The sequence below is a fragment of the Bradyrhizobium sp. genome, from assembly GCF_027451485.1.
GTDB lineage: Bacteria > Pseudomonadota > Alphaproteobacteria > Rhizobiales > Xanthobacteraceae > Bradyrhizobium.
In genome coordinates this window covers 45,754-69,073 of record NZ_DAIDJE010000130.1, presented here as the reverse complement: position 1 = coordinate 69,073, position 23,320 = coordinate 45,754, and the positions used below count along the sequence as shown (strand labels likewise).

The window sequence follows — 23,320 nt, the reverse complement described above, 5'->3', positions numbered from 1 at the left end:
CATGGCCTTCGGAACGCTGGGCTCCATCCTGGTGACGGGGCTTGCGATGGGCGCGGTCTACGCCCTCATCGGCATTACTTACAATCTGATGTTTGCGGCCTCGCGGGTGATGAGCTTCACCGCGGGCCAGCTCGGCATGCTTGGCGGCGTGCTCGGCTCATTGTTTGCGCTGCGCCTCGGCCTGCCGCTGGTTCCGAGCTTCCTCCTGACGCTCGCCGGCTGCGCCGCGGTGGGCGTCATCACCGAATTCATCGCCGTGCGGCCGGTTCTGAAAAACCTCGACCAGCATCTTTATGTCCTTTCGACGCTGGCGGTAGCGCTGATGATACAGCAGGTCACGGCGATCGAATGGAGCACCGAGCCGCAGGCGTTTCCGCGCCTGTTCGGCCTGGGTGCGGGCATCTACGATGAAAGGTTCTGGCTGCCCGTGCTGGCTTGCGCCCTTGTCGTTGCATTTCTTGAATGGATGCAGCGCCGCACGCTGATCGGCCGCGCTTTCCTTGCCGTCGCGGAGGACAATTTTGCCGCCCGCGCGCTCGGTCTGCCCGAGCGAAATCTGCGCATCGCGAGCTTTGCGCTTGCCGGCGTCATCGGCGCGCTGGCCGGTTTTGCCGGTGGGGAATTGATGCTCGCCTTCGTCGCCAACGGAGCGCAGCTGAATTTCTACGGCTTCGTGCCGGTGGCGCTCGGCGGCCTCGGTCAGAACCGCGGCGCCGTGATCGGCGGTCTGGCTCTCGGAATTTTCCAGCAGGCTGCGAATTTTCTGGTCGGCGGCATCTTCGCTTCCGTTGCCGTTTTCGTGGTTTTCATCGTCGTGCTGCTTGCCGCACCACAGGGCTTGTTCGGCACTTCGCGCATGAGGCGTGTTTGATGGCAAGCGTGCAGGGGCAGCCATCGGCCGCAGGTCTTGCCTCGGCGTTTCGTTCGGGTTGGGCGAACCGCGTTGCGCCCATCGCGGCGCTTGCAGTGGCTCTCGTGCTTCCTTTCATCGGCAACGACTACTGGGCCGTGATTCTCTCCCGCGCGGCGGTCTATTGGGTGTTGGTGGCGGGCCTCAACCTGATCGTCGGATTCGCCGGGCAACTCGCGATCGGCTATGTCGCGCTGCTGACGCTTGGCGCCTATGTGACGAGCGTACTCGCCGCCGGCAATGTCATGCCCGCGATGCCGCTGGTGGTTTGCTTTGCCGCGGCCGCCATCGCCGGCGGCGCTTTCGGCGTCATCGTCGGGCTGCCGGCGCTCAGGCTGCGCACCTTCTACTTTGCGATCTCGACCCTTGGTTTCGCGACGATCGTCACCCAGATCGCGCTCGCCTGGCGGAGCGTGACCGGCGGCGGCATAGGCTTGTCGGGACCACAGTTTCCGGAGCCGTTCGACACCGCATGGGGGTTCTATGCGGTATGCCTGATTGCGGCGGCGTTCGCGACCTGGATTTCCTACAACATCGCGCATAGCCGGTTCGGCCGAGCGCTGGTCGCCATTCGCGATGCCGATGTCGCGGCGGAAGCCAACGGCATTTCCAAGACAGCACTGCTGATTCCCGTGTTTCTGCTCGGCGGGGCGCTTGCGGGGATTTCCGGCGGCCTGTTTGCGACGTTGCAGACCTACATCACGCCGGATGCGTTTACGTTCGACCTATCGATCCTCTTCTTCATTGCGATTCTGATCGGTGGGCGCGGCTCGATCCTGGGACCGCTGCTCGGCACCATCCTGTTGACGATCCTGCCGGAGATCGCCGCGCCGCTCGCGTCGTGGTCGACTTTCCTTTACGCCGCGCTGCTGCTGGCCATCGTGCTTGCGATGCCCGGCGGCATCTCCGAGCTGTTGGACTTCGAGAACAGGCGTCCCTTGACCAGCGGTCGCGCCATCGTGCCGAACCCAGCGTTGCTTTCGGGAATCTTCGCCAGGCGTCCCGCCGCGGAAGCCTTGAGCTTGAAGAACGTGGTTCTTTCCTTTGGTGGCGTGCGGGCGCTCGACGGGCTCGATCTCGACATCAAGCCGGGCCACGTGCATGGGCTGATTGGTCCCAACGGCAGCGGCAAGACCACCGCGCTCAACGTCATCTCCGGATATTACGCGCCGCAGCAGGGCGAGGTGCGGCTTGGCGGACATCCGCTGGCAGCGGGACATCCGGCGCAGCGCGCGCGTGTTGGCATCGCGCGGACCTTCCAGACGCCTCACGTCGTCGGCGAGGAGACCGTGCTCGAAAACGTGATGATCGGCGGCACGGTGTCGGGGCGGGCGAATTTCCTGGCGACGTTATTCTCGTTTCCCGTACGCCGCCGGGACGAACGCGAACTGACGGCGAAGGCGATGCGCGCCCTGGAAGCGGTGGGTCTCGAGGCGCTGGCGCCGGTGAGGGCGAGCCGTCTTCAACACAGCGAACTGCGCTTCATCGAAATCGCGCGAGCCTTGATGCTGTCGCCCTCGGTGCTGCTGCTCGACGAGCCGGCCGCCGGCCTTTCGCCCGACGAGATCAAGCGGCTCGGCGCGCTGATCGGCGAGATCAGCCGGCACGGCACTGCGGTGCTCCTGGTCGAGCATCACTCCGACCTCATTTTTGCCATCTGCGAGAGAGTGACGGTGCTGAACCAGGGGCGCGTGCTCGCGCACGGCACGCCCGCGGAAATTCGAAGCCACAAGGATGTCGTAAGTGCCTATCTCGGAGTCTGATATCCTTCTCGACGTGCGCGCGCTTGAAAGCGGCTATGGCAAGATCGGCGTGCTGCACGGCGTCTCGCTGCAGATCCGTGCCGGCGAAATGGTGTCGCTGCTCGGACCCAACGGCGCCGGCAAGACGACGCTTTTGCGTGCGATCTCCGGCCTGCTGCCGTGGAGCGGAGGCGACATCGTGTTCGGTGGGCGCTCGCTGAAAGGAGCGGGGCCGCGCGAAACCGCGCGTGCCGGTCTGGTCCATGTCATCGAAGGCCATCGCGTTTTCACCCAGCAGACCGTTTTCGACAACCTGCTTCTGGCCTGCTACGACCTGCCGCGCCGCGAGCGCGATTCCCGGATCGAGGAGGCGCTGAGCTATTTTCCGGAGATTGCCGACAAGCGCAAAAATCTCGGCGGCTCGCTGTCGGGTGGCCAGCAGCAGATGCTGGTGGTTGCGCAAGGGTTGGTCCGCCGTCCGCGCCTTCTGATGCTGGACGAACCTTCGGCGGGTCTTGCGCCGGTGCTTGTCGACCGCGTTCTTGCCGTCGCCGGAGAATTGCGCCGCACGGGTACGGCCGTGCTGCTGGTCGAGCAACTGGTCGAGAAGGCGCTCGCGGGCTCCGATCGCGTCTATGCGCTGGCCGGCGGACGCGTCGTTCTCGAATCCGAAGCCGGCAGCCCCGATCTGCCACGGCAGATCGAGCAGGCCTATTTCGGTCACGTGGTGGGCTAAATGTGAGCTTTCAGGAGGTTGTCCATTCGCTCCTGAGTTGGCATCCTCTCCGGCTGGCGTCACGAAAATGGGGTATTCAGCCATGAGCTTCGCAAGGGCGGCGTCCGCAGCTATCGTCACCGTGCTGTCGGTGGTTTCCGCGACGGCCAAGCCGATCGCCACCACCGGCGAAACCAACTTGCGCAAAGGTCCCGGCACCGACACCGAGGTTCTCACGCTCGTCCCGAAGGGAGGCGTGGTCGAGGTCGGCAATTGCACCAATGGTTGGTGTGCGGCGTCTTTTGACGGGAAGGATGGCTACGTCATCGCCCGCAACGTCGGTATGGGACCGCGGCCGGCGCCGCGCGGGCGCCGGATGGGCGACGTGCAAGTCTACGACCAGGGACCACCGCCGACTTATTATTACCAGCCCTATCCCTATTACGGTTACCCGTATTACGGATGGTATCGGGGCTGGGGGTGGGGCCGGCGCTATTGGTGAGCCGTCGGCGCGCGTGATCGCAGCGCAGCCGCCGCGCGGGCGCGTTGCTCGATGGCGGGCCAGGCGGCTGAAGTGATGTCGGGAGTCGGCGCCACCCAGGAACCGCCAACCGCCGCGACCTTCGGATGCGCGAGCCATTCCACCGCATTGGCCGCGCCGATTCCGCCGGTCGGACAATAGCGAACCTGCGGGAACGGTCCGCTGAGCGCATTCAGCGCCGGCAGTCCTCCGGCCGGCACGGCCGGGAAGAACTTGACGATATCGAAACCGTGCGTCACGCAGGTGATCAGATCGGACGCGGTCTGGATACCTGGCGCAAACGGCAGCTCGCAGATTGCGGCGGCGGTGAGGAGATCGGCCGTCACGCCGGGGCTGACCGCAAACGCAGCTCCAAGCGTGCAAGCACGTTCGAGGTCGCCCGGGGTCAAGACGGTGCCGATGCCGACCACGGCTTGCGGCACTTCCGCCATGATGGCGCGCGCAGCTTCCATTGCCGCAGCCGTGCGCAAGGTGATTTCGATCGTGGGCAATCCGCCGGCGACGAGCGCGCGTGCCAGCGGCACCGCGTGAGAAGCGTCCTCGATGGTGATGACGGGAATGACCGGCGCCAGCGCAAGGATATCCAACAGTTGCCGCCGGCTCTTGTCGCTCATGTTTTCTCTCCGCTCCTGAACACGCTTGCTGGCATGGAAGCGCGCGGGATCACCGCGCCCGGCAACATGATCACGGCGCCGGCCAGCCGATGACCGGCAGCTGCGGCTTCGCGCGGCGGCGCGCCGTTGATGCGAGCCGCGATATAGCCGGCATTGAACGAATCTCCTGCGGCCGTCGTATCGACCGGCTCGACCACCTTTGGCGGCGGGACTTCGATGCAATCACCGCCGGTCGTGACAACGCAGCCCCGCGGCCCGAGCTTGACGGCGATCTCCCTCACTCCGACGGCGCGGTAGCGTTCGATGCAACGATCGGGCGTTTCGTTGCCAACCAACGCCAGTTCGTCCTCGAAGGTCGGAAGCGCCAGATCGACCAGGGGCAATATCTCGGAGAAGGCGCGGCGCGCGGTCGCCGTATCGCTCCAGCCGCGCGGGCGATAGTTGCCGTCGAACGCAACTTTGCCGCCGTTTTGTCGCGTCGCCGCCAGAAGTTCGCGCAGGCGCGCACGGCCTGCCTCGCCATAGAGCGACAGGCTGATGCCGGAAAGATAGAGCCAGTCGAATTGCGCCAGACGCTTGAGCTGATCTCGATCGACCAGTTCGAAGAAGTCGCGCGCCGGAGCGCGATCACGCCAGTAAAGAAAGGTGCGCTCGCCGCGAGCGTCGCGCTGGATCATGTAAAGGCCGGGCAGGCGTCCCGAGGCCCGGATCACAAGGCCGGTCTTGATGTTTTCGCTGCGCCAGGCGGCCAGCATCTCTTCGCTCAATGGGTCGTCGCCGAGCGCCGTGACGTAGGAGGTGTCAATGCCGAGCCGAGCCAGATACAACGCCGTATTCAGCGTGTCTCCGCCAAAGCCGCGCCGGAACGAGCCGTCGCTCCTTTGCGAGAATTCGATCATGCACTCGCCGAGAGAGGCAACCTTCATGATCACGCCTTAGGCGCGCTTGCTGCGATATGCAAGAGCGGAAGGCGAATGATCGCCGCGTCGTAATGCGTTCGCCGAACGGTCAGCAGGAATAGGCGACAGGCAGCGATGTTGCGCGCTATCTACCCGGAGTTCTGAGCAGAGAGCGGCGATGGCGCAGTCGGTCCCGGTTCGACCGTGTACAATTTCGGCATGTTGACCGGCCGGTAAGATGGCTTCTCGTTCATCCGATCGACCACCGATTGATGAATCCTGGCGCCCTCCGGGATCAGTCGGGGCTCGCCCCGCGGCAGATAGTAGCCGAGGAAACATTTGCGCTCCGGCCATTCGCGGTATTTTTCCGGCTTCGGCCACCATTCGAGAATCTCCCAGGCTGCGTTCATCGAATCGTGCAGCGGGTCGGTCACGCTTGGCGGGGTATAGTGGTGGACGCCCGTCGGCCGCGGCAGACCCCAGGCGAGGTGATCGACCATGGAACGGTCGACGCGAAGGCCAGCCTGCGTGGCCTGATCGATCATCCACAGCAGCGGGAATTTCGAAGGCCCGCTTTCGGACTCCCGATAGCCGCCGCCGACGTCGCAATGCACGCCGGCGAACCAGACCTGGCGGATGTCCTGATCGATCGCGCTCGATGGATCGAAGATATCGGGACGATACTTTTGCGGGTCCCTCCAGTGGTTGAGACGGAACATCCGTCGTCGCTCGTCGATCGACATCGCCTGGCGGAATTTCTTCACGCTCGGATTGGTCCGCGTATAGACCAGGGTCTGCAGGTGGCCGCGGCCCGGAACGATGATCGACGCTACGGTGTCCCACACTCCGAGAAATTCGATTGGAATGTGGTAGCCGCCGGCGATGCGGCTGAAGTGCCAGGCTTCGTCGAGGAATTTGCTATCAGTGCTCTGGCTGGTTGCGCTGGCGTTCTTGTAGGCGGTGAGGGCCGCGCCTGCGAGGTCGAGTTGGTCCGTCGGCAAGAGCCCGATCACATGGATGAAGGCGGCCAGCACGCGCACCGTATAGGCGCCGCGGCTGAAGCCGAACAGAAAGACCCGATCATCTTTCCGGTATGTTCTGCACAGGAAGCGGTAGGCGGCCAGCGTGTCCTCATCGAGTCCGGCGCCGGTGGCAAGGCTAAAGACGGCCTTGGACTCCTGCTCGAACCGCCGCCACGTGCTATGCAGGCCGATGGTGCCGACGCCGGGGTGATAATAGACCCGCTGGCCCTCGTCCTTGACAAGGACGCGGAACAGCTTGAGCACGTTCGAGATCGTGTTGTTGATCTCGTTGCCGGTGCCATCGCAGCATATGACGATGTCCTTCGCCATGCTGTCCCCGCGAAACTAGCCGCAGACGAAGTCTCATTCGTAGGGCAAACTCCCGACGGCATCAATCTCGAATTGAGGTAACCGACAGGCCCGCTCTCGTCTTCACCGCCATCCTAGTGCGGGTGCGACATGCGCAAGTATGGCCTGGATCACATGCGCGTTGTAGTCGACGCCGAGCTGGTTCGGCACGGTGAGCAGCAGCGTATCGGCTTCCGCGATCGCCTCGTCCCGCTTGAGCTGCTCGATCAGCACGTCCGGCTCCGCGGCATAGCTCCGGCCGAAGATCGCGCGCGTGCTCGCATCGATGAAGCCGATCTGGTCTTGTCCTTCGCCCTCGTGTCCGAAATAGGCGCGGTCGCGATCGTCCACCAGCGCGAAGATGCTGCGACTGACCGAGATGCGAGGTTCGCGGGCGTGGCCGGCCTCTTTCCAGGCGGCGCGGTAGGCGCGGATTTGCTTCGCCTGCTGGATATGAAACGGCTCGCCGGTCTCGTCGTTCTTCAATGTCGAGCTCTGAAGGTTCATGCCGAGCCTGGCAGCCCAGACGGCGGTGGCGTCGGAGCCGGCGCCCCACCAGATGCGCTCGCGCAAGCCCGCCGAATGCGGCTCGAGGCGCAGCAGGCCGGGCGGGTTTGCAAACATCGGCCGCGGATTGGGCTGCGCAAAGCCCTTGCCGGCGAGCAGATCGAGAAAGACTTCGGCATGTCGCCGGCCCATCGCGGCGTCGTCCTGACCTTCGGCTGGCTGGTAGCCGAAATAACGCCAGCCATCGATCACCTGCTCGGGCGAGCCGCGGCTGATGCCGAGCTGCAAGCGTCCGCGCGAAATCAGATCGGCGCTGCCCGCGTCTTCGATCATGTAGAGCGGGTTCTCGTAGCGCATGTCGATCACGGCGGTGCCGATCTCGATTCGGCTGGTTCTGGCGCCGACCGCGGCAAGCAGCGGAAAGGGCGAGGCGAGCTGGCGCGCGAAGTGATGGACGCGAAAATAAGCGCCGTCCGCCCCTAGCTCTTCGGCTGCAATCGCAAGCTCAATCGATTGCAGCAGCACGTCGGAGGCCGAGCGGGCCTGCGATTGCGGCGAGGGATTCCAGTGTCCGAAGGAAAGAAAGCCGATCTTTTTCATCCGGGCAATTTAGTGACACCCGCGATGATTTGCCACTCCCGAAGCACATGTCTCAAAGCCATCAGGCCGGGCTCCATCCAATGGAATCCGGCCTGATTCAAGAACCGTTCGAAAGAGCTCAATGCGCCAGCGGGTCGGGCCGCATCTGCACCTTGAACACCTTGGGATAGGCCTCCTTGCCGCCCTCGCTGTGGAAATTCGCGCGGGTGCCCGAGGTGGTCCAGATGCCGCGGCCCTTCCAGCCCTTGGAGTCGTCATCGATCCGGCCGTCCACATTCTTGGTGAAGAAGCCGAGCGGGTAGGGCACATGCAGCGTGACGAACTTGCCGTTCACCAGCGCCATCAGCGCTTCGGCGCCATTGGCTTCCGCGATCGGCACGTTGGCGCCGAGGCCCAGGATGTTGTAGCGGTCGACCCAGACATAATAAGCGTGGTTGGCGCTCCCCTTCGGATCAAGCCCTTTGAATTGCGGGCCCGGCAGGCGGTAGAGATGCCAGCCTTCCGGACATTGCTTGCCGTCCGCGGTGGTCGGGCCGTTGAGCGGGCCCTTGCACAGCCTGCGATCGAAGCTTGCGAGCTGGCCGCTCGACAGCGCGGTCCAGACCACGCCGTCGAGGCCGATATCGATGCCGCGCGGACCGAAGGTGCCCTCCGGCGGCTGATACACTTCCGCCAGCGCGGTGTTGACGGGATCGGGGCCCGGCGTCAGGCGAATGATGTAGCCGGGCTGATCGATGCGCGAGAAGCCGCGATCCATCGCCTGACCCCAGATGGAATCGTCGACCGGGCTCGGCATGATGCCGTAGAACGACGCGGCGATGCGCTTGTCCTTGCTCGGGTCGACCGGGTCCTTCGCGCCGACATAGGCATCGCGCTTGCCGTTGCCGTTGGTGTCGATGATGAGCGGGGTCCAGCCCTGCGAGGCGACACCATCATGCGTCTCGCGGAACTTCTTGACATTGAGCCAGCCGACAATGCCGCCGCCGAGGTTCGGACCGCCCGCGCTCATCCACAAGGTGTCGTTGGCGTCATGTCCGAAATAGAGATGATGGGTCGAGAAGCAGGTGTTGATCATGTCCCACTTGCCGGTCGCCGGATCGAAGTGCGACAGCTCGCGCACGGCAGTTGCCTGCGGATCGACCTTGGCCGCGGGGAGATCCGAGCCCTGCTTGCAGTAATCGGGATTGGCCGGCGGCCGCAGCTTGGCGGTGAACCAGACCTGGGCCTTCTCATCCATCATCACGTTGTGGATCGAGGTATGGCCGTCCCAGATCGTCTCGTCGCCCCAATAGGCCGAGGTGCCATGCGGCGCATCGGCCGACCCCGTCATCTTGGGATCGAGATAGGGCTCCTTGATCGTGGCCGCGACGTTCTTGACCGGATCGAGCGTCGGTATCAGGTCCGTGCTCTCTTCAGGTGATCCGTAGATCAGGCCGTTTGCGTTGACGTGCGGGTTGCGCTTGTCGGTCGAGATCGCATCGTGCTGGTAGTGCGTCGGCGAGGCCCAGTCCCATTCGGTGTAGACGACATTGCGCTCGATGCCTTTGGGACGTTCGGGCTTGTCGAACGGCAGTTCACCCTTGGCGATCCGGTCGGTCCAATTCGAAAACACCTGATAGACCTTGTCGGGTCCGATGCTGTTGATCGCGGTCGCCATATACGCCTGGGCCTGACCGGCTTGCGTGCGCATCGCCCATGCGAGCTGCGAGTCGCCATGCGCCTCATCCATGAACAGCTTCGGGACCTCGCGGATGCCGCGCGAGCCGAGGGCATGGCAGGACTGGCACATGTTCTTGACCGTGTCGACGAACTGCGCCTGGCTCTTCATCGTCTCCGGCATCTTGTTGCCCTTGTCGCCGGTGCCGGGGAATTCGCTGGCTGCGGGAATGTTGAGCAGCGAATACCAGTACATGCCGGGATAATGCTGCGCATCGGCGGCAGCGGAGGCGGCAGGCTTGACCTTGAAGTCAAGAAGCTTGCCCGGGCGTGAATCGACTTGCGCGCTGTCGGTGAGGCCATAGCCACGAACCCACACCTTGTAGTTCGCGTCCGGCAGCTCGGGAATCACAAAGCGGCCCTGGTCGTCGGTGACCACGATCTTTGCATACCTGGTCGGCAGGTCTTTGGTCTCTGCGATGACCCAGACGCCGGCCTCGGGGCCTTTTTGGCCGATCACCTGCCCGCCGATGTCGTGGGCCGAAATGTCGATCTTGGCCGCCATCGCGCCGCCAGCATGCAACAGGGCGAAAGCGCTCACGCCTGCGGTGAACCATTGATTAAACTTCATCAGATGTTCCTTGAATAGACGATACCCCCGGCCGCGCGTGATCGCGCGCGGCTTCCTCGTGGCGTGAATTTGACATTCGCACCCACCGAGTCGCGAGTTCGCAAAACGAATGTCAAATCTCAAACTCCACCAGAACCATTTATCTGCTGGTGGTCCCTCGATGCAAACGCTCGCAAAAACGCGCGGCTGAGAAGGGCGGCGAATGTTAGAATCGGACCACAAGCCGAGATATTTCGGCCAAAGCGTTTGCCTTGTCGAGAGCCTCCTCAGGGGCCGTGACCCGCTTCTCACATGGTGAAAAGGCACCTGGTGATTGGTGAGCCAAATTGGGTGTGCATGTCGACGGCCATTGCTGCGCGGAAGGTGTTGCGCACTGCGGTCGGCTACCTCTGATCGATGCACGCTGGCGCAATTCACCGGCGGCAGCGCGGACACAAGCGCTGATTTTGTCAGATACCCCCTTGGAATCGAGTGATTGACGTTTAACATGGCGTCCAAGTTGTAAGTCCAGCAAGACAAAGAAGAATACGTCTTGAACAAGAGCAGGGAAAGGCGGCCGTCGAGAGTCGTCACCCTCAAGGAAACAAGTGGGAGGACGGCTTGGCGGAAGCAACATCGCTTCGCGCGCTGCTGCAACGCGATGGGTGCCTGACGCTTCCGGGCGTCTTCGATGGCATCTCGGCGCGAATGGCTGCGAGCACTGGATTCGATGCGCTTTACATGACCGGCTACGGCGTCGTCGCCTCGGCGCTTGGCGTGGCAGACGCCGGCACGGCAACCTTCACCGAAATGCTGGACCGCGTGCGCTGTATTGCCGGCGCGACGAACCTGCCGTTTCTCGCCGACGGCGACACCGGCTATGGCGGGCTGTTGAACGTCGACCGCACCGTGCGCGGCTACGCGGCAGCCGGTGCTTCCGGCATCCAGCTTGAGGATCAGGAATTTCCCAAGAAGTGCGGCCACACCGAGTTTCGCCGCGTCATTCCCGCCGACGATGCTGTTGCCAAGATCCGCGTCGCCGTCGAGGCGCGGCCGAGCCGGGACTTTCTCGTCGTCGCGCGTACCGATGCGCGCTACGCCGAGGGACTGGATGCCGCGTTGCGCCGCGCCGAGCGATTTCTCGATGCCGGAGCCGACGTGCTGTTTGTCGAGAGTCCGGAAAGCCTGGAGGAGCTGCGGCGCGTCGCCGAGACCTTCAAGGGCGCGATACTGCTCGCCAACATGGTCGAGGGGGGCCGCACGCCTTATCTGTCTACGGGCGAACTCGCGGCGATGGGGTTCAAGATCGCACTTTATCCCGGCTCCGGCTTCCTCACCGCCGCGGGCGCCCTGCAGATCGTCTATCGCCACCTGAAAAGCGAAGGCATCGGCACCGGAAGCCCGGCTCCGATGCTGCCGTTCTCCGAGATGAATCAGCTGATGGGCTTTCCCGCCGTGCATGCTTTCGAAAAGCGACACGGCCTGAGCGGCAGCCAGGGCTAAAGCCATTTCGTCTGATATCTGAACCAGAAATGCTCCAGCGAAATCGTCAAAGGGTCACCGCCTTGGCACAGGGACAAACGACAAAGACAAAACAATTTTTCCGGCTTGCGCGCCTGGGGCTTTTTCTCGCTCTGGGCGCGGCGATCATGCCCTGGACATCGCGGCAGGCGCGAGCCGAAACGATCACGGTGACGCATTGGGGCGGGCAGTTCTATGGCGTTCCCTATGCGGTCGCGATGGAGAAAGGCCTTTTCAAGAAAAATGGAGTTGACGTCACCGGCATTTTGACCGCGGCCGGCGGCGGCACGGCCGTGCGCAACACGCTGGCGGGAGGCATTCCCTTTGGCGAGGTTTCGCTGGCGGCCGCCGTGCAGGCGATCAATGCCGGACAGAAACTCATCATCATCGGTGCCGGCGCATGGTCCGTCGCCGACCAGATGTGGCTGGTGAAAAAGGATTCGACGCTCAAAGGCATCAAGGATCTCGCCGGCAAGCGGGTTGCCTATACTGCGCCGGGCTCGGTGAGCAACATGCTGATCCTGATGGCGCTGAAGGCGAGTGGCATGACGCCGCAGCAGGTGAACCTCGTGCCCGCCGGCGATCTCGGCGCCATCATCTCTGCAGTCGGCAGCGGCGCGATCGATGCCGGATTCTCCGACGAGCTGATCTACGCCCAGCACAAGGACCTGGTGAAGCCGCTATTCATGGTCCGCGACGTTCTCGATCCGCGCATGATGCAGACAGTGATGATCACGACCAGCGAATACGCCAAGGCGCATCCCGATATCGTCAAGGGCCTTGTTAATGCCCGCCGCGAGGGTCTCGCCTATGCGCTCGACCATCCTGACGAGGCTGGCGACATCACGGCCAAGGCCTACAACAATCCAAATGTCGCGCTTTTTCGAGATCACGTCCGCGAACTGGTCAAGGTCAATTACTGGAGCGACGGCCGGCTCGATTACGCCAGCATGAACCGCATGGTCGAGGGCCTTCAGATTACCGGACAGGTGAAGGGCGAGGTCGATTGGCCGAAATACGTCGATACATCCTATCTGCCGGCCGGTTTGCACCAGACGCAATGAGGGTTTTGTGGTGAGTGAGGAGCCGCAGGTATCCTTGAAGGAAGTGGTGCGCGAGTATGACGGGCCACCTGCCGTACAGGCGCTTGGCCCGGTCAGCCTCGACATCAAAAGCGGCGAATTCTTCTCCGTTGTCGGTCCATCCGGCTGCGGCAAGTCGACCTTGCTGGATGTCGTCGCAGGTCTTGCGCGCCCGACCAGCGGCAGCGCGCGCTTCGAGGGCAAGGAGCTGCGCGGTGAGGTCCCTGACGGCATCGGCGTCGTGTTCCAGGAAGATTCGAGCTTGCCGTGGTTGAGCGTGCGCGACAATGTCGCGTTCGGCTTGCGCACTTCGCACCTGCCAAGACAGGAGGTGGCAAAGCGCGTTGAGCATGCCATCGGCTTCATGGGCCTTGCGCAGTTTGCCGATCACTATCCGGCGCAGTTGTCCGGCGGCATGCGCCAGCGCGTCTGCATCGCGCGAACGCTGGTGCTGCGGCCACGCCTGATCCTGCTGGACGAACCCTTTGGCGCATTGGACCAGCAGACGCGGCTTCTGATGGGCGACGAGCTGCTGCGGCTGTGGCGCGAGACCGGCGCGACCGTGCTGTTGATCACGCACGCGCTTGATGAAGCGGCGATGCTCTCGGACCGGGTCGGCGTGATGAGCGCACGGCCGGGCCGTTTCATCGATATGGTCGAGACCGGATGGCTGCGCGACCGCGACAGCCGCGTGGTTTCCGATTCCCGGTTCGGTGCACTGACCGGGCGCTTGTGGTCGTCGCTTCGCGAGGAGTCGCTCAAGGCCATGGGTCGCGCCGCATGACGCGCCGGCGCGCAGCCCTCATCGTGCGCACCGTCATATTGGCGACGCTGATTGCCCTGCTCGAAATCGGCTGCCGCACGGGTCTCGTCGATCCCCTGACCGTGCTCGCGCCCAGCGACATGGTCGCAGCCATGATCGGTCAGCTCCGCTCCGGCGAACTCGACGCGAGCATCATCACGACGTTCTCGACCATTACAATCGCGTTTCTGCTCGCCGTCGTCCTTGGTATGGCGATCGGTGCGCTGATCCATCGCGTTTCCCGATTGCGCGATGTCGCCGATCCCCTGCTTGCCTCCTACTATTCGGTACCGACTTTCATCTTCTACCCGCTCCTCGTCGCGTTGCTCGGACTTGGCAAGGCGCCGCTCGTCCTGCTCGGCATTCTTTCCGCAACGCCGGCCGTGGTGATCGGCACCTTGTCCGGGCTGGATAGTGTTGCACCTGTCCTCACCAAGCTCGCGCGCGTGCACCGGCTGTCTTCGGCACGGACGCTGCGGTGGGTCGTATTGCCGGCGGCGCTGCCGCATCTCTTTACCGGCTTCAAGCTGGCGCTGAGCTATGCGCTGATCGGCGTCATCGCCGGCGAGTTCATCCTCTCCGGAACCGGACTGGGCTACGCGATTTCCTTTGCGTATCAGAGCTTCGACAACCGCGCCATGTATGGCGCGATGCTGTTCGTGCTGCTGGTCGCGGTGATCGCCAACGGCATCCTCTATGTCTGGGAAGGGCGGCTGGCGCGCCGCCGTTCACGCGGATGACCGACCTCTCTTTGGATAATGCGCAAAAGCTTGCGGTACGCCGCCGCGTCCGTGCCCTTGACGCCATCGTATTCACCTTGCTGATGCTGGCGCTCTGGCAGGCGATCGGAAGCTGGACGCGAGGCGTGGCGATTTCGCCGCCATTGCAAACGCTGGTCTATCTTGGCGGCCTGCTCGGCACCTCGATGTTCTGGGACGATGCCGCGGCAACGCTGGAAGCATTTTTGCTGGCGTTTGTGCTCTCGGCGCTGATCGGCCTCGTGCTCGGCCTGTTGCTCGGCATCCGACGCTTCGCGGGAGAAGTAGCCGAGCCGATTCTGGCCGGCTTCTACACCATTCCCAAGGTGACGCTCTATCCGGTCGTGCTGCTGCTGTTCGGCCTGGGAATGTCAGCGAAAGTGGCGTTCGGCGTCATGCATGGGCTGGTCCCGATGACGCTGTTCACGCTGGGCGCAGTGCGGAACCTGCCGCCGGTGCTGGTGCGCACCGCGCGCGTGCTGCGGTTATCGCCCGGCAGGACCATGCGCTGGGTTCTGGTGCCGGCCTGCCTGCCTGATATCGTCAATGGCCTTCGCATCAGTTTTTCCTTAAGCTTGCTCGGTGTCCTGATCGGAGAGATGTTTTCATCGCAGCGCGGCCTCGGCTTCCTGCTGGTCAACGGCATGGCGCAGAACAACGTGCCGCTGTCGACGGCCGTCGTCACCGTGATCGTGATGATTGCGATCGCTGCGAATGCGCTGATGCTGCGTGTAGGCAGGCGATTTGCGCGGCGAACAGATGAGCAACCGGACAGGCAGCGATAGGAGCATGGATGACAAGGCCGACGACGACGTTAAGGACCATCCTCAATCGTCGCGAGGCGGCGATTTTCGCCGGCGCTGCCAATGGCCTGTTTGCGCGGATCATCGAGGATCTCGGCTATGAGGCCGTCTATGTCACCGGCGCCGGCGTTGCCAACATGTATCTCGGCGCGCCCGATATCGGTTTGACCACACTGACCGAGATCGCCAATCATGTCGCGGCGATAGCGGATGCGGTTTCGATTCCGCTCCTCGTTGACGCCGATACCGGCTTCGGCAACGCCGTCAACATGGTGCGGACCGTGAAGGTGCTGGAACGCGCAGGGGCGGCGGGGCTCCAGATCGAGGATCAGGTCTTTCCGAAGAAGTGCGGCCATTTCGACGGCAAGGAAGTCGTGCCGCTGGAAGAAATGCTGGCGAAGATCAAGGCCGCGGTCGACACCCGCCGCGACCGCGACCTTCAGATCGTGGCCCGTACCGATGCGCGCGCGATCCTCGGTCTTCAGGCTGCGATCGATCGTGCGGGCGCCATGATCGAAGCCGGCGCGGACGTGACCTTCGTCGAGGCGCCGACATCGGCTGAAGAACTGGCGACGATTGCGAAAAGCCTTTCCGTGCCCCAAGTCGCCAATGTCGTGTTCGGCGGTCGCACGCCCGAGCTCGGGCGACAAAAATTCGCCGCGCTCGGTTTCGGCTGCGTGCTCTATGCGAACGCGGCCCTCCAGGCTGCGCTCAAGGCCTCGCACGATGTGCTGAGTGTCCTGAAACACGAGGGGGCACTCACTTCCGTCGCGGATCGGCTTGCCGGCTTCGAAGTCCGTCAGCAGACGGTTGCCAAGCCCATATATGACGAGCTCGAACGACGCTACCGCGGCGGATGATCTATTCCGCCGGAGCGTGGGTACGCCGAGGGCGAGGGATGCCGCCGGCGCTTCATCGCACCTGACAGCTTGTCCAGGCAGAGATAAACGACCGGCGTCGTGCAGGGTGTGCAACTGCGACGCCAAGAAGGCCGCCGATTATGGTGGAGCCGGGCGGCGGGCGGCGGCTCGGCGCCACTGCCGAGCATCAACGGAACGACTCCAGGGTGATGTGTTGGAAGGAACACCGTCCGACGTCGCGGCGGCGGTCTCGACGTTGCTGGCGAAGTTCGGCGCGCGAGGAGGTGCCGTCAACCGGCGCGTTAAAGATGCCTGATGGCGCTTCGCATCGCGATCCAGATCGCTGCGGCCACGACGCCCATGCCGCCGCAGATCAGAAAAGCCGGTGAATAGCCTGCCCATTGGGCCACCCAGCCCGCAAGCGCCGGGCTCACCGCGGCGCCTGCGCCCTGGATCGTGATCACCGCACCCTGCCCGAGATTGACGCGGCCGGTCGAATAGAGCGAGCGCGCGACCATGCCGGGGACAGCGACACTGAGCAATCCCGCGCCGATGCCGTCGAGAACTTCGACGGGAACGACGCCCCACCAGCCCGAGAGGAGGCAGGCGGACAATCCGCGCAACGGCAGCACCAGAAAGGCCACCAGCATCAGCCACCAATAATTTCGCTTCTCGGCGACGCGCATGCCGATCACCGACGAAATGATCATCGTGCCTTGCGCGATGACGATGATGGCGGCGACGAAACTCGGGCCGTTGGCCAGTTTGCCGGTGACCGCCGACAGGCCGTAGAGCGTCACGATCGGCGCACTGCCGAGCTGGAAGAAGGCGAGTGCCAGCGCCAGCACCAATATCGGCTTGTGTTTCAGCACGACGGTGAACCCGCTGGGCTGATGTTTCGGATCGTCCTCCTTGCTGCCGCGCGCGGCGCGGTGGTCGATCGAGCCCGGAGCAATCATGAAGACGCAAGCAACCGTGATGGCGCCGAACAGCGCCGCGAGCATGAAAACCGAAAAGTAGCCGAAGCGCCAGCCAAGAAACCCGGAAGCCGCAGCGCCGAGCATGTTACCGGCATGGTTGAAAGCCTGGTTGCGGCCATTTTGCCGGTTGAAGCCCTTCTGACCGACGATGCCAAGCGTGATGCCGGTCACCGCGGGAACGATCGCCGCACCTGCCATCGCTGTTGCGACCTGCGATGTAGCGACAGCCCAGAAATTCTGCGAGATCAGAATGATCGAGGAGGCCGCGACCACCGCCGCGCCGGGCAGGACGACCATGAGCCGTTTATGACGGGTCGCATCGATGAAGGCGCCGACCGGCGTCGTGATCAGCATGCCCGCGACATTGCCGATCGTCATGGCGGTGCCGATCAGGCCGGTATTCCATCCGCTCTGGGCCAGGAACACGCCGACGAAAGGTCCGATGCCGGACTGCATGTCGGCCATGAAGAAATTCACGGCGAGGAGGGGCCAGAGCCGTCTCTTCTGGTTTTGACTTTGTTTCCGGCTTTGACTTTGATCCGCGCCCGTCCTGGCCATCTCGATTCCGATTCCACCAACCTTGTCGGCGCAGGCCAGTCAGTCCGATATCTCAGATCTTGCAGCGGCGCGCGCGGCATGCGCGCGAGGTGTGAATTGTCAGGCGGTGTGGCCGGGATCGACATCGCTCGGCGTTTTCTTTCGCCGCTGCGGCACCATCTTCGCCGGATCCGGTTTGCCAGGGACACCGCGCGGGCCGAACTGTTCCCGTTGCTGATCGTCCTCCGACTGGCGGGGAAGTCCGTCATCTACCTGCGGACGCCATCGCCGGTTCTCTTCATAGATCTGCCAGCTCGGCTTGGGTTCCGGTCTGGCGGTTGCATTCTCTCGATCGGTCATCGGGCGTCCTCCAACTGTGGTTCGATGCGAGGGACGGAAATCAAGGCGGCCGGACTTGGGGTCTCTTGGGAGAATCAATGTGCTCTCTGCCGAAGGAAATGCGGAACGACGAAAGCTAACCATTGAGGTCCGAAGTCGTTCCGGATTTTGAATCACACGGTTACCGCATTGCAGGAAGCCATCTGCCGAATTGGGCGTTATCCGCGTCGGTGTATGAAGTCGAGGATTGATCCATGGAAAAGATCCAAGCCGGATTGCAGGACGCCTCAGGATTTCTTCCGCAATGGTTGATCGGGGTCGGAGTGCTCGTGGTTGCGGTCCTTGGCGCGCTGGCCGCGCACCGGTTTCTCGTCGCATTGGCCAAACGTGCCGTCGGGCCGAGGCGGTCGGTCGCGATCGCGATCCTGGACAAGACATACGGGCCGACCACGCTTGCGGCATGCCTTGCCGCGGTCGCCATCGTCACGCCGCTCGCGCCGTTGAACGGCGACCTGAGCAACGCGCTCGCGCATTCATTTGCGGTTGCCTCGATCGCGCTGATCGGCTGGATATTGATCCGCTCGGTCGATCTTGCCGCCGCGCGGTATCTGCAACGGTACCGCGCCGACATCGCGGAAAACTTTCTCGCGCGAAAACATGTGACGCAGGTTCGCGTTTTCAAGCGCGTCACCGACACCCTCATCATCATCATCGCGGTCTCGGCGGCGCTCATGACCTTCAATTCGGTGCGGCAATATGGCGTCAGCCTGTTCGCCTCGGCCGGCGCCGCCGGCATCATCGTCGGCCTTGCCGCCCGCCCACTGCTGAGCAATCTCATCGCCGGCGTACAGATCGCCGTCACCCAGCCGATCCGGATCGAGGATGCGGTCATCATCGAAAACGAATGGGGCTGGGTCGAGGACATTGCGTCCACTTATGTCGTGATCCGGCTGTGGGACTGGCGGCGTATGGTGGTGCCGCTCTCATATTTCATCGAACGTCCGTTCCAGAACTGGACGCGGGACGCGGCTTCCCTGATCGGATCGGTCAATCTCCACGTCGACTACTCCGCCGACGTCCCGAGGATCCGCCAGCGCCTGGAAAAGACAGTGCACGAGTCCAAGCTCTGGGACGGGAGCGTCGTCAATCTGCAGGTGATCGACGCCAATTCGCGAACCATGGAGTTGCGCGCGCTGGTCAGCGCGAGAAACGCGCCGGAGGCCTGGGACCTTCGCTGCGAAATAAGGGAAAAGCTGATCGCCTTCCTGCGAGCCGAGATGCCGCAGGCGCTGCCGCGCGATCGTGCCGATCTCGCGCTGCCGTCAGCTGATCACTCGCTCCGGCCGATCGGGGCGCGGAGTTAAGCGCGCGAAGTTAAGTACGTCTCCGCGGCTCATGCGCGCGGTCTTGTGACCGCTCGATGAAAGGGAGCGCCAAATTGGGACTTGACCCAGTACTTCTTCGGTCAGAAGAATACGCCGTGGCAGGAACCTAGCTCCCCGGCGCCGATTGCCGGAGGGTGCCGTTGTGCGTTTCAAGGTCTGCCGATGAACATTCTCGATCCCCAAGGTCCTGTTGCAGCGGCGGACTCGGCGATCCTGATCGATTCCATCGCGATCATGCTGGCGATTGTCGTGCCGACGATCATCGCGATCTTTGCCTTTGCGTTCTGGTTCCGCGCGTCCAATACACGTGCGCGATACCTTCCCGACTTCGCCCATTCCGGCCGCATCGAGCTCGTGGTCTGGTCGATCCCGGCACTGACGATCATCCTGCTCGGCGGCGTCGCCTGGATCGGCTCGCATCAGCTCGATCCAAGGGAGCCGGTCCCGGGCACCGGCAGTCCGGTGAGGGTTCAGGTTGTCTCGCTCGACTGGAAATGGCTGTTCATCTATCCGGACCAGCGCGTTGCGACTGTGAATTCGCTGACGGTACCGGTCGGCGCCCCGCTGCAGCTGGATCTGACGTCATCAAGTGTGATGAACGTCTTCTTCGTCCCGCAGCTCGCCAGCATGATCTACACCATGAACGGCATGGTCACGCATCTCAATATGCGTGCCGACCAGGAGGGCAATTACCAGGGCCTCTCGGCGCATTTTTCCGGTGACGGCTTCCCGGACATGATGTTCGACGTGCACGTCATATCGCCGCTCGATTTCCCCAAATGGGTTGAAGCCACGGCGAAAAGCGGCAAGGAGCTGACCGCCGACTCCTACAAGCAATTGTCGCAGCAGTCGGTCGAGACCGGCCGGCCGACCTATCGGCTGCCCGACCCTCGCCTGTTCGATGACATCGCGACCCAGCGCATCCCACCGGGACCTGGACCGAAACTCGTCGAGAATCCGGCGAAGCCGAGGCCTGAGAGTGGAGCCGCCAGTGTTAGGTAAATTGCCATGCTAGGTAAGTTAACCTGGGCCGCCATCCCGTTCGATCAACCGATACCGCTGACGGTCGGTGCGGGCGTGCTGGTGGTGCTGCTTGCAGTCATCGCCTGGGTCGTGATCGCCGGCCATCTGCCCTATCTGTGGCGCGAATGGATCACGAGCGTCGACCACAAGCGGATCGGCGTGATGTATTGCCTGCTCGCACTGGTGATGCTGCTGCGCGGCGGCAGCGATGCCATCATGATGCGCGCGCAGCAGGCGATCGCCTTCCATTCGCAGGGTTATCTGCCGCCGGAGCATTACAACCAGATCTTCTCCGCACACGGCACCATCATGATCTTCTTTGTCGGCATGCCGTTCGTGATCGGGCTGATGAATTTCGTGGTGCCGCTGCAACTCGGCGTCCGCGACGTGGCATTTCCCACGCTCAACTCGGTGGGGTTCTGGCTCACCGCGACCGGCGCGCTGCTCGTCAACATTTCGCTCGTGGTCGGTGAATTCGCCCGCACCGGCTGGTTGCCTTACCCGCCGCTCTCCGAGTTGACCTATTCACCCGGCGTCGGCGTCGACTACTACTTGTGGTCGCTTGAGATTTCCGGCGTGGGCACCCTGGTCGCCGGAATCAATCTCGTCACCACGGTGCTGAAGCTGCGTACCAAGGGCATGACCTACCTGCGCATGCCGGTGTTCTGCTGGACCACGCTGGCCGCAAACCTGCTGATCATCGCAGCGTTTCCGATCCTCACCGCGACGCTGGCGATGCTGATCCTCGACCGCTATCTCGGATTCCATTTCTTCACCAACGAAGCCGGCGGCAATGTCATGATGTTCATGAACCTGATCTGGGCTTGGGGACATCCCGAGGTCTACATCCTGGTGCTGCCCGCCTTCGGCATCTATTCGGAAATCGTGCCGGCGTTCTCGGGCAAGCCGCTGTTCGGCTATCGCTCCATGGTGATGGCCACCATGGCGATCTGCATCATCTCCTTTTGCGTCTGGCTGCATCACTTCTTCACAATGGGCGCCGGACCCAACGTCAATGCGATCTTCGGCATCGCCAGCATGATCATCGCTGTGCCGACCGGAGTGAAAATCTACAACTGGCTGTTCACGATGTATGGCGGCCGCATCCGCTTTGCGACGCCGATGATGTGGTCCGTCGGTTTCATGGTCACCTTCATCATCGGCGGTCTCACCGGCGTCCTCGTCGCCGTGCCGCCTGCGGATTTCCTTCTGCACAACAGCATGTTTCTCATCGCGCACTTCCATAACGTCATCATCGGCGGTGTGCTGTTCGGCGCCTTCGCCGGCTACACCTACTGGTTCCCGAAAGCCTTCGGCTTCCGCCTGCACGAAGGATGGGGCAAGGCCGGGTTCTGGTTCACTCTCACGGGATTTTACCTCACCTTCTTTCCGCTTTATGCCGCGGGCTTTCTCGGCATGACGCGGCGCATGCAGCACTATGATGTTGCGGAATGGCGTCCCTGGATGATCGCCGCCGGAGTCGGCATGGTTCTGCTCTCGATCGGCGTGCTTTCTCAGGTGGTGCAGCTTGTCGTCAGTATCCGCGACCGCAACTCGGTGAGCCTGCGCGACGTGACCGGCGACCCCTGGGACGGGCGCTCGCTGGAATGGTCCACCGCCTCGCCGCCACCGGTGTTCAATTTCGCGGTACTGCCTGACGTCGAGGGCGAGGACGCCTACTGGAAGATCAAATCGCGTGCCAGGGAGCAGGGCCTGTTGAGGCGCGAGCCGGAGTACCGAGACATCGAGATGCCGCGCAACTCGCCCACAGGCTTTGTCTGCGCGTTCTTCGCGACGATCATGGGCTTTGCGCTGATATGGCACATATGGTGGATGGTTGCGCTCGGCGGGGTCGGCGCCTTCGCCACCTTCGTCGCCTTCGCCTGGCGGGACCACGACGAATACGTCATTCCCGCAGCCGAGGTCGCACGCATCGATCGTGCCAACCGTGAAGCGCGCCTCGCCGCGCTGCGTGCAAGGAGTGCGGCATGACCGACGCGACATTCGTTCATGGACATGGCGACCCCTATCACCTGCACGGCGGCCGGCCGCAGGAAGGACCGGCTTCGAAGCGGATCGTGACCGGCTACGGCTTCTGGATTTTCCTGCTCAGCGACATCGTGATGTTTTCCTGCTTCTTCGCAGCCTATGCGGTGTTGCAGGGGCAGACCGCGGGCGGTCCGAAAGGCTCGGAGCTTTTCGACCTGAAGAGCGTCGCCGCAGAAACGGCCTTCCTGCTGCTGTCAAGCTTCACCTGCGGCCTTGCCATGATCGCAGCAGACGTTCGCAGCCTGCGATGGTATCAGATCGGCATGGCCGTGACCTGCCTGTTCGGGCTCGGCTTCCTGGCGCTCGAAGGCCGTGAATTCGCCGATCTCGTCGGTCGCGGCGCGGGACCGACGCGCAGTGCGTTTCTCAGTGCTTTCTTCACCCTGGTCGGATGCCACGGCATGCACGTCTCGGCCGGCATTCTCTGGCTGCTCACCATGATGGCCCAGGTGTTCGCCAAGGGATTTCGCGCCGACATCATGCGGCGCCTGTTGTGCTTTGCGCTGTTCTGGCACGCGCTCGACATCATCTGGGTCGCTATCTTTTCCGTCGTCTATCTGTTCGGGAGCGCAGCATGAGCGATCAACATCTGCATCATCCGATCGACCTCGCGCCCGGGGACGAGGAGGAAGTCCGGGTCGGCCCGCGCCTGGTCGGCTATTTCACCGGTTTCGGTCTTGCAGTCCTGCTGACGGCGACCTCGTTTTTCGTGGCCGGCACCCACCTGGTCTGGCAGCCGTCGATTCCCGTGGCGCTGGTTGTGCTCGCGATCGCGCAGATGGGCGTGCATCTGGTGTTCTTCATCCACATCACGACGGACCCCGACAACACCAACAATATCCTGGCATTGGCGTTTGGACTGTTGATCGTATTCCTGGTGGTGGGCGGTTCGCTTTGGATCATGTCCAATCTGAACCAGAACATGCCGATGCCGTCGATGGATCAACTCATGCAGATGCAGCGCTGATCACGCGCATAAGCGGCTTTGCCGGGCGTCGACACGCTACTTTTTTTGCA

General features: G+C 63.1%; 22 protein-coding genes. 15 read left to right on the top strand and 7 right to left on the bottom strand.

Features of this window, described 5'->3' with window-relative positions:
• Position 1: 1 nt before the first annotated feature.
• The 4 genes from NEZ08_RS16300 (at position 2) to NEZ08_RS16285 (ending at position 3,869) form a co-directional block, all read left to right on the top strand.
• Entirely contained in the window at positions 2-871 is an 870-nt protein-coding gene (locus NEZ08_RS16300) for a branched-chain amino acid ABC transporter permease (protein ID WP_298108856.1), read from the top strand.
• The gene (locus NEZ08_RS16295; RefSeq protein ID WP_298108853.1) at positions 871-2,673 is read left to right on the top strand and encodes a branched-chain amino acid ABC transporter ATP-binding protein/permease; all 1,803 of its coding nucleotides are present in this window, start codon (positions 871-873) and stop codon (positions 2,671-2,673) included. The genes NEZ08_RS16300 and NEZ08_RS16295 overlap by 1 nt, the downstream gene beginning before the upstream one ends.
• On the top strand, positions 2,654-3,388 hold the full coding sequence (locus tag NEZ08_RS16290; protein WP_298108851.1) for an ABC transporter ATP-binding protein: 735 nt from the start codon (positions 2,654-2,656) through the stop codon (positions 3,386-3,388). Before NEZ08_RS16295 ends, NEZ08_RS16290 begins: the two co-directional genes overlap by 20 nt.
• An 82-nt stretch (positions 3,389-3,470) precedes the next feature.
• Positions 3,471-3,869, top strand: a complete 399-nt coding sequence (locus NEZ08_RS16285) for an SH3 domain-containing protein (protein WP_298108848.1) — start codon at positions 3,471-3,473, stop codon at positions 3,867-3,869.
• Here the strand turns inward: NEZ08_RS16285 and eda are convergent.
• The 5 genes from eda to NEZ08_RS16260 form a co-directional block, all read right to left on the bottom strand.
• Entirely contained in the window at positions 3,860-4,522 is a 663-nt protein-coding gene (eda, locus tag NEZ08_RS16280; protein WP_298108845.1) for a bifunctional 4-hydroxy-2-oxoglutarate aldolase/2-dehydro-3-deoxy-phosphogluconate aldolase, read from the bottom strand. The two genes, NEZ08_RS16285 and eda, sit on opposite strands and share 10 nt — an antisense overlap.
• On the bottom strand, positions 4,519-5,448 hold the full coding sequence (locus NEZ08_RS16275; protein WP_298108844.1) for a sugar kinase: 930 nt from the start codon (positions 5,446-5,448) through the stop codon (positions 4,519-4,521). The genes eda and NEZ08_RS16275 overlap by 4 nt, the downstream gene beginning before the upstream one ends.
• Positions 5,449-5,570: 122 nt before the next feature.
• The gene (locus tag NEZ08_RS16270; protein ID WP_298108843.1) at positions 5,571-6,773 is read right to left on the bottom strand and encodes a DUF2235 domain-containing protein; all 1,203 of its coding nucleotides are present in this window, start codon (positions 6,771-6,773) and stop codon (positions 5,571-5,573) included.
• 102 nt (positions 6,774-6,875) lie between these two features.
• Complete coding sequence (locus tag NEZ08_RS16265) at positions 6,876-7,898, bottom strand: LLM class flavin-dependent oxidoreductase (RefSeq protein ID WP_298108841.1); 1,023 nt, start codon at positions 7,896-7,898, stop codon at positions 6,876-6,878.
• Positions 7,899-8,016: 118 nt separating this feature from the next.
• Entirely contained in the window at positions 8,017-10,185 is a 2,169-nt protein-coding gene (locus NEZ08_RS16260; protein WP_298108840.1) for a carboxypeptidase-like regulatory domain-containing protein, read from the bottom strand.
• A gap of 600 nt (positions 10,186-10,785) precedes the next feature.
• On the opposite strand from NEZ08_RS16260, the gene NEZ08_RS16255 reads away from it, so the two are divergent.
• From NEZ08_RS16255 to NEZ08_RS16230, 6 genes are all read left to right on the top strand, one after another.
• Positions 10,786-11,667, top strand: a complete 882-nt coding sequence (locus NEZ08_RS16255; RefSeq protein ID WP_298108838.1) for an isocitrate lyase/PEP mutase family protein — start codon at positions 10,786-10,788, stop codon at positions 11,665-11,667.
• A 146-nt stretch (positions 11,668-11,813) separates the two neighbouring features.
• Positions 11,814-12,749 (top strand): ABC transporter substrate-binding protein, encoded by a 936-nt coding sequence (locus NEZ08_RS16250; protein WP_298108836.1) that lies wholly within the window; start codon positions 11,814-11,816, stop codon positions 12,747-12,749.
• Between the two features lie 10 nt (positions 12,750-12,759).
• Positions 12,760-13,551, top strand: coding sequence for an ABC transporter ATP-binding protein (locus NEZ08_RS16245; protein WP_298108834.1), 792 nt, complete (start codon positions 12,760-12,762; stop codon positions 13,549-13,551).
• Positions 13,548-14,309: an ABC transporter permease gene (locus NEZ08_RS16240; RefSeq protein WP_298108832.1), complete on the top strand. Its 762-nt coding sequence runs from the start codon at positions 13,548-13,550 to the stop codon at positions 14,307-14,309. Before NEZ08_RS16245 ends, NEZ08_RS16240 begins: the two co-directional genes overlap by 4 nt.
• Positions 14,306-15,112 (top strand): ABC transporter permease, encoded by an 807-nt coding sequence (locus NEZ08_RS16235; protein WP_298108830.1) that lies wholly within the window; start codon positions 14,306-14,308, stop codon positions 15,110-15,112. Before NEZ08_RS16240 ends, NEZ08_RS16235 begins: the two co-directional genes overlap by 4 nt.
• Positions 15,113-15,120: 8 nt before the next feature.
• Positions 15,121-15,990: an oxaloacetate decarboxylase gene (locus NEZ08_RS16230; RefSeq protein ID WP_298108828.1), complete on the top strand. Its 870-nt coding sequence runs from the start codon at positions 15,121-15,123 to the stop codon at positions 15,988-15,990.
• A 302-nt stretch (positions 15,991-16,292) separates the two neighbouring features.
• Here NEZ08_RS16230 and NEZ08_RS16225 read toward each other — a convergent pair whose 3' ends face one another.
• Both NEZ08_RS16225 and NEZ08_RS16220 read right to left on the bottom strand, forming a co-directional pair.
• On the bottom strand, positions 16,293-17,528 hold the full coding sequence (locus NEZ08_RS16225; protein ID WP_298108826.1) for an MFS transporter: 1,236 nt from the start codon (positions 17,526-17,528) through the stop codon (positions 16,293-16,295).
• 99 nt (positions 17,529-17,627) lie between these two features.
• On the bottom strand, positions 17,628-17,813 hold the full coding sequence (locus tag NEZ08_RS16220; protein ID WP_298108993.1) for a hypothetical protein: 186 nt from the start codon (positions 17,811-17,813) through the stop codon (positions 17,628-17,630).
• Positions 17,814-18,100: 287 nt separating this feature from the next.
• Here NEZ08_RS16220 and NEZ08_RS16215 point away from each other — a divergent pair, with 287 nt between their 5' ends.
• The 5 genes from NEZ08_RS16215 (at position 18,101) to cyoD (ending at position 23,270) form a co-directional block, all read left to right on the top strand.
• Positions 18,101-19,210 carry a mechanosensitive ion channel domain-containing protein gene (locus NEZ08_RS16215; protein WP_298108824.1) on the top strand — a complete coding sequence of 370 codons (1,110 nt, stop codon included), beginning with the start codon at positions 18,101-18,103 and terminating at the stop codon, positions 19,208-19,210.
• A gap of 183 nt (positions 19,211-19,393) precedes the next feature.
• On the top strand, positions 19,394-20,233 hold the full coding sequence (locus NEZ08_RS16210; protein WP_298108822.1) for a cytochrome ubiquinol oxidase subunit II: 840 nt from the start codon (positions 19,394-19,396) through the stop codon (positions 20,231-20,233).
• Between the two features lie 6 nt (positions 20,234-20,239).
• Complete coding sequence (cyoB, locus tag NEZ08_RS16205) at positions 20,240-22,246, top strand: cytochrome o ubiquinol oxidase subunit I (RefSeq protein ID WP_298108820.1); 2,007 nt, start codon at positions 20,240-20,242, stop codon at positions 22,244-22,246.
• A complete protein-coding gene (locus tag NEZ08_RS16200) occupies positions 22,243-22,881 on the top strand; it encodes a cytochrome (ubi)quinol oxidase subunit III (RefSeq protein ID WP_298108818.1) in 639 nt (212 codons plus the stop codon). The genes cyoB and NEZ08_RS16200 overlap by 4 nt, the downstream gene beginning before the upstream one ends.
• Positions 22,878-23,270 (top strand): cytochrome o ubiquinol oxidase subunit IV, encoded by a 393-nt coding sequence (gene cyoD / locus NEZ08_RS16195; RefSeq protein ID WP_298108815.1) that lies wholly within the window; start codon positions 22,878-22,880, stop codon positions 23,268-23,270. The genes NEZ08_RS16200 and cyoD overlap by 4 nt, the downstream gene beginning before the upstream one ends.
• Positions 23,271-23,320 lie beyond the last annotated feature (50 nt).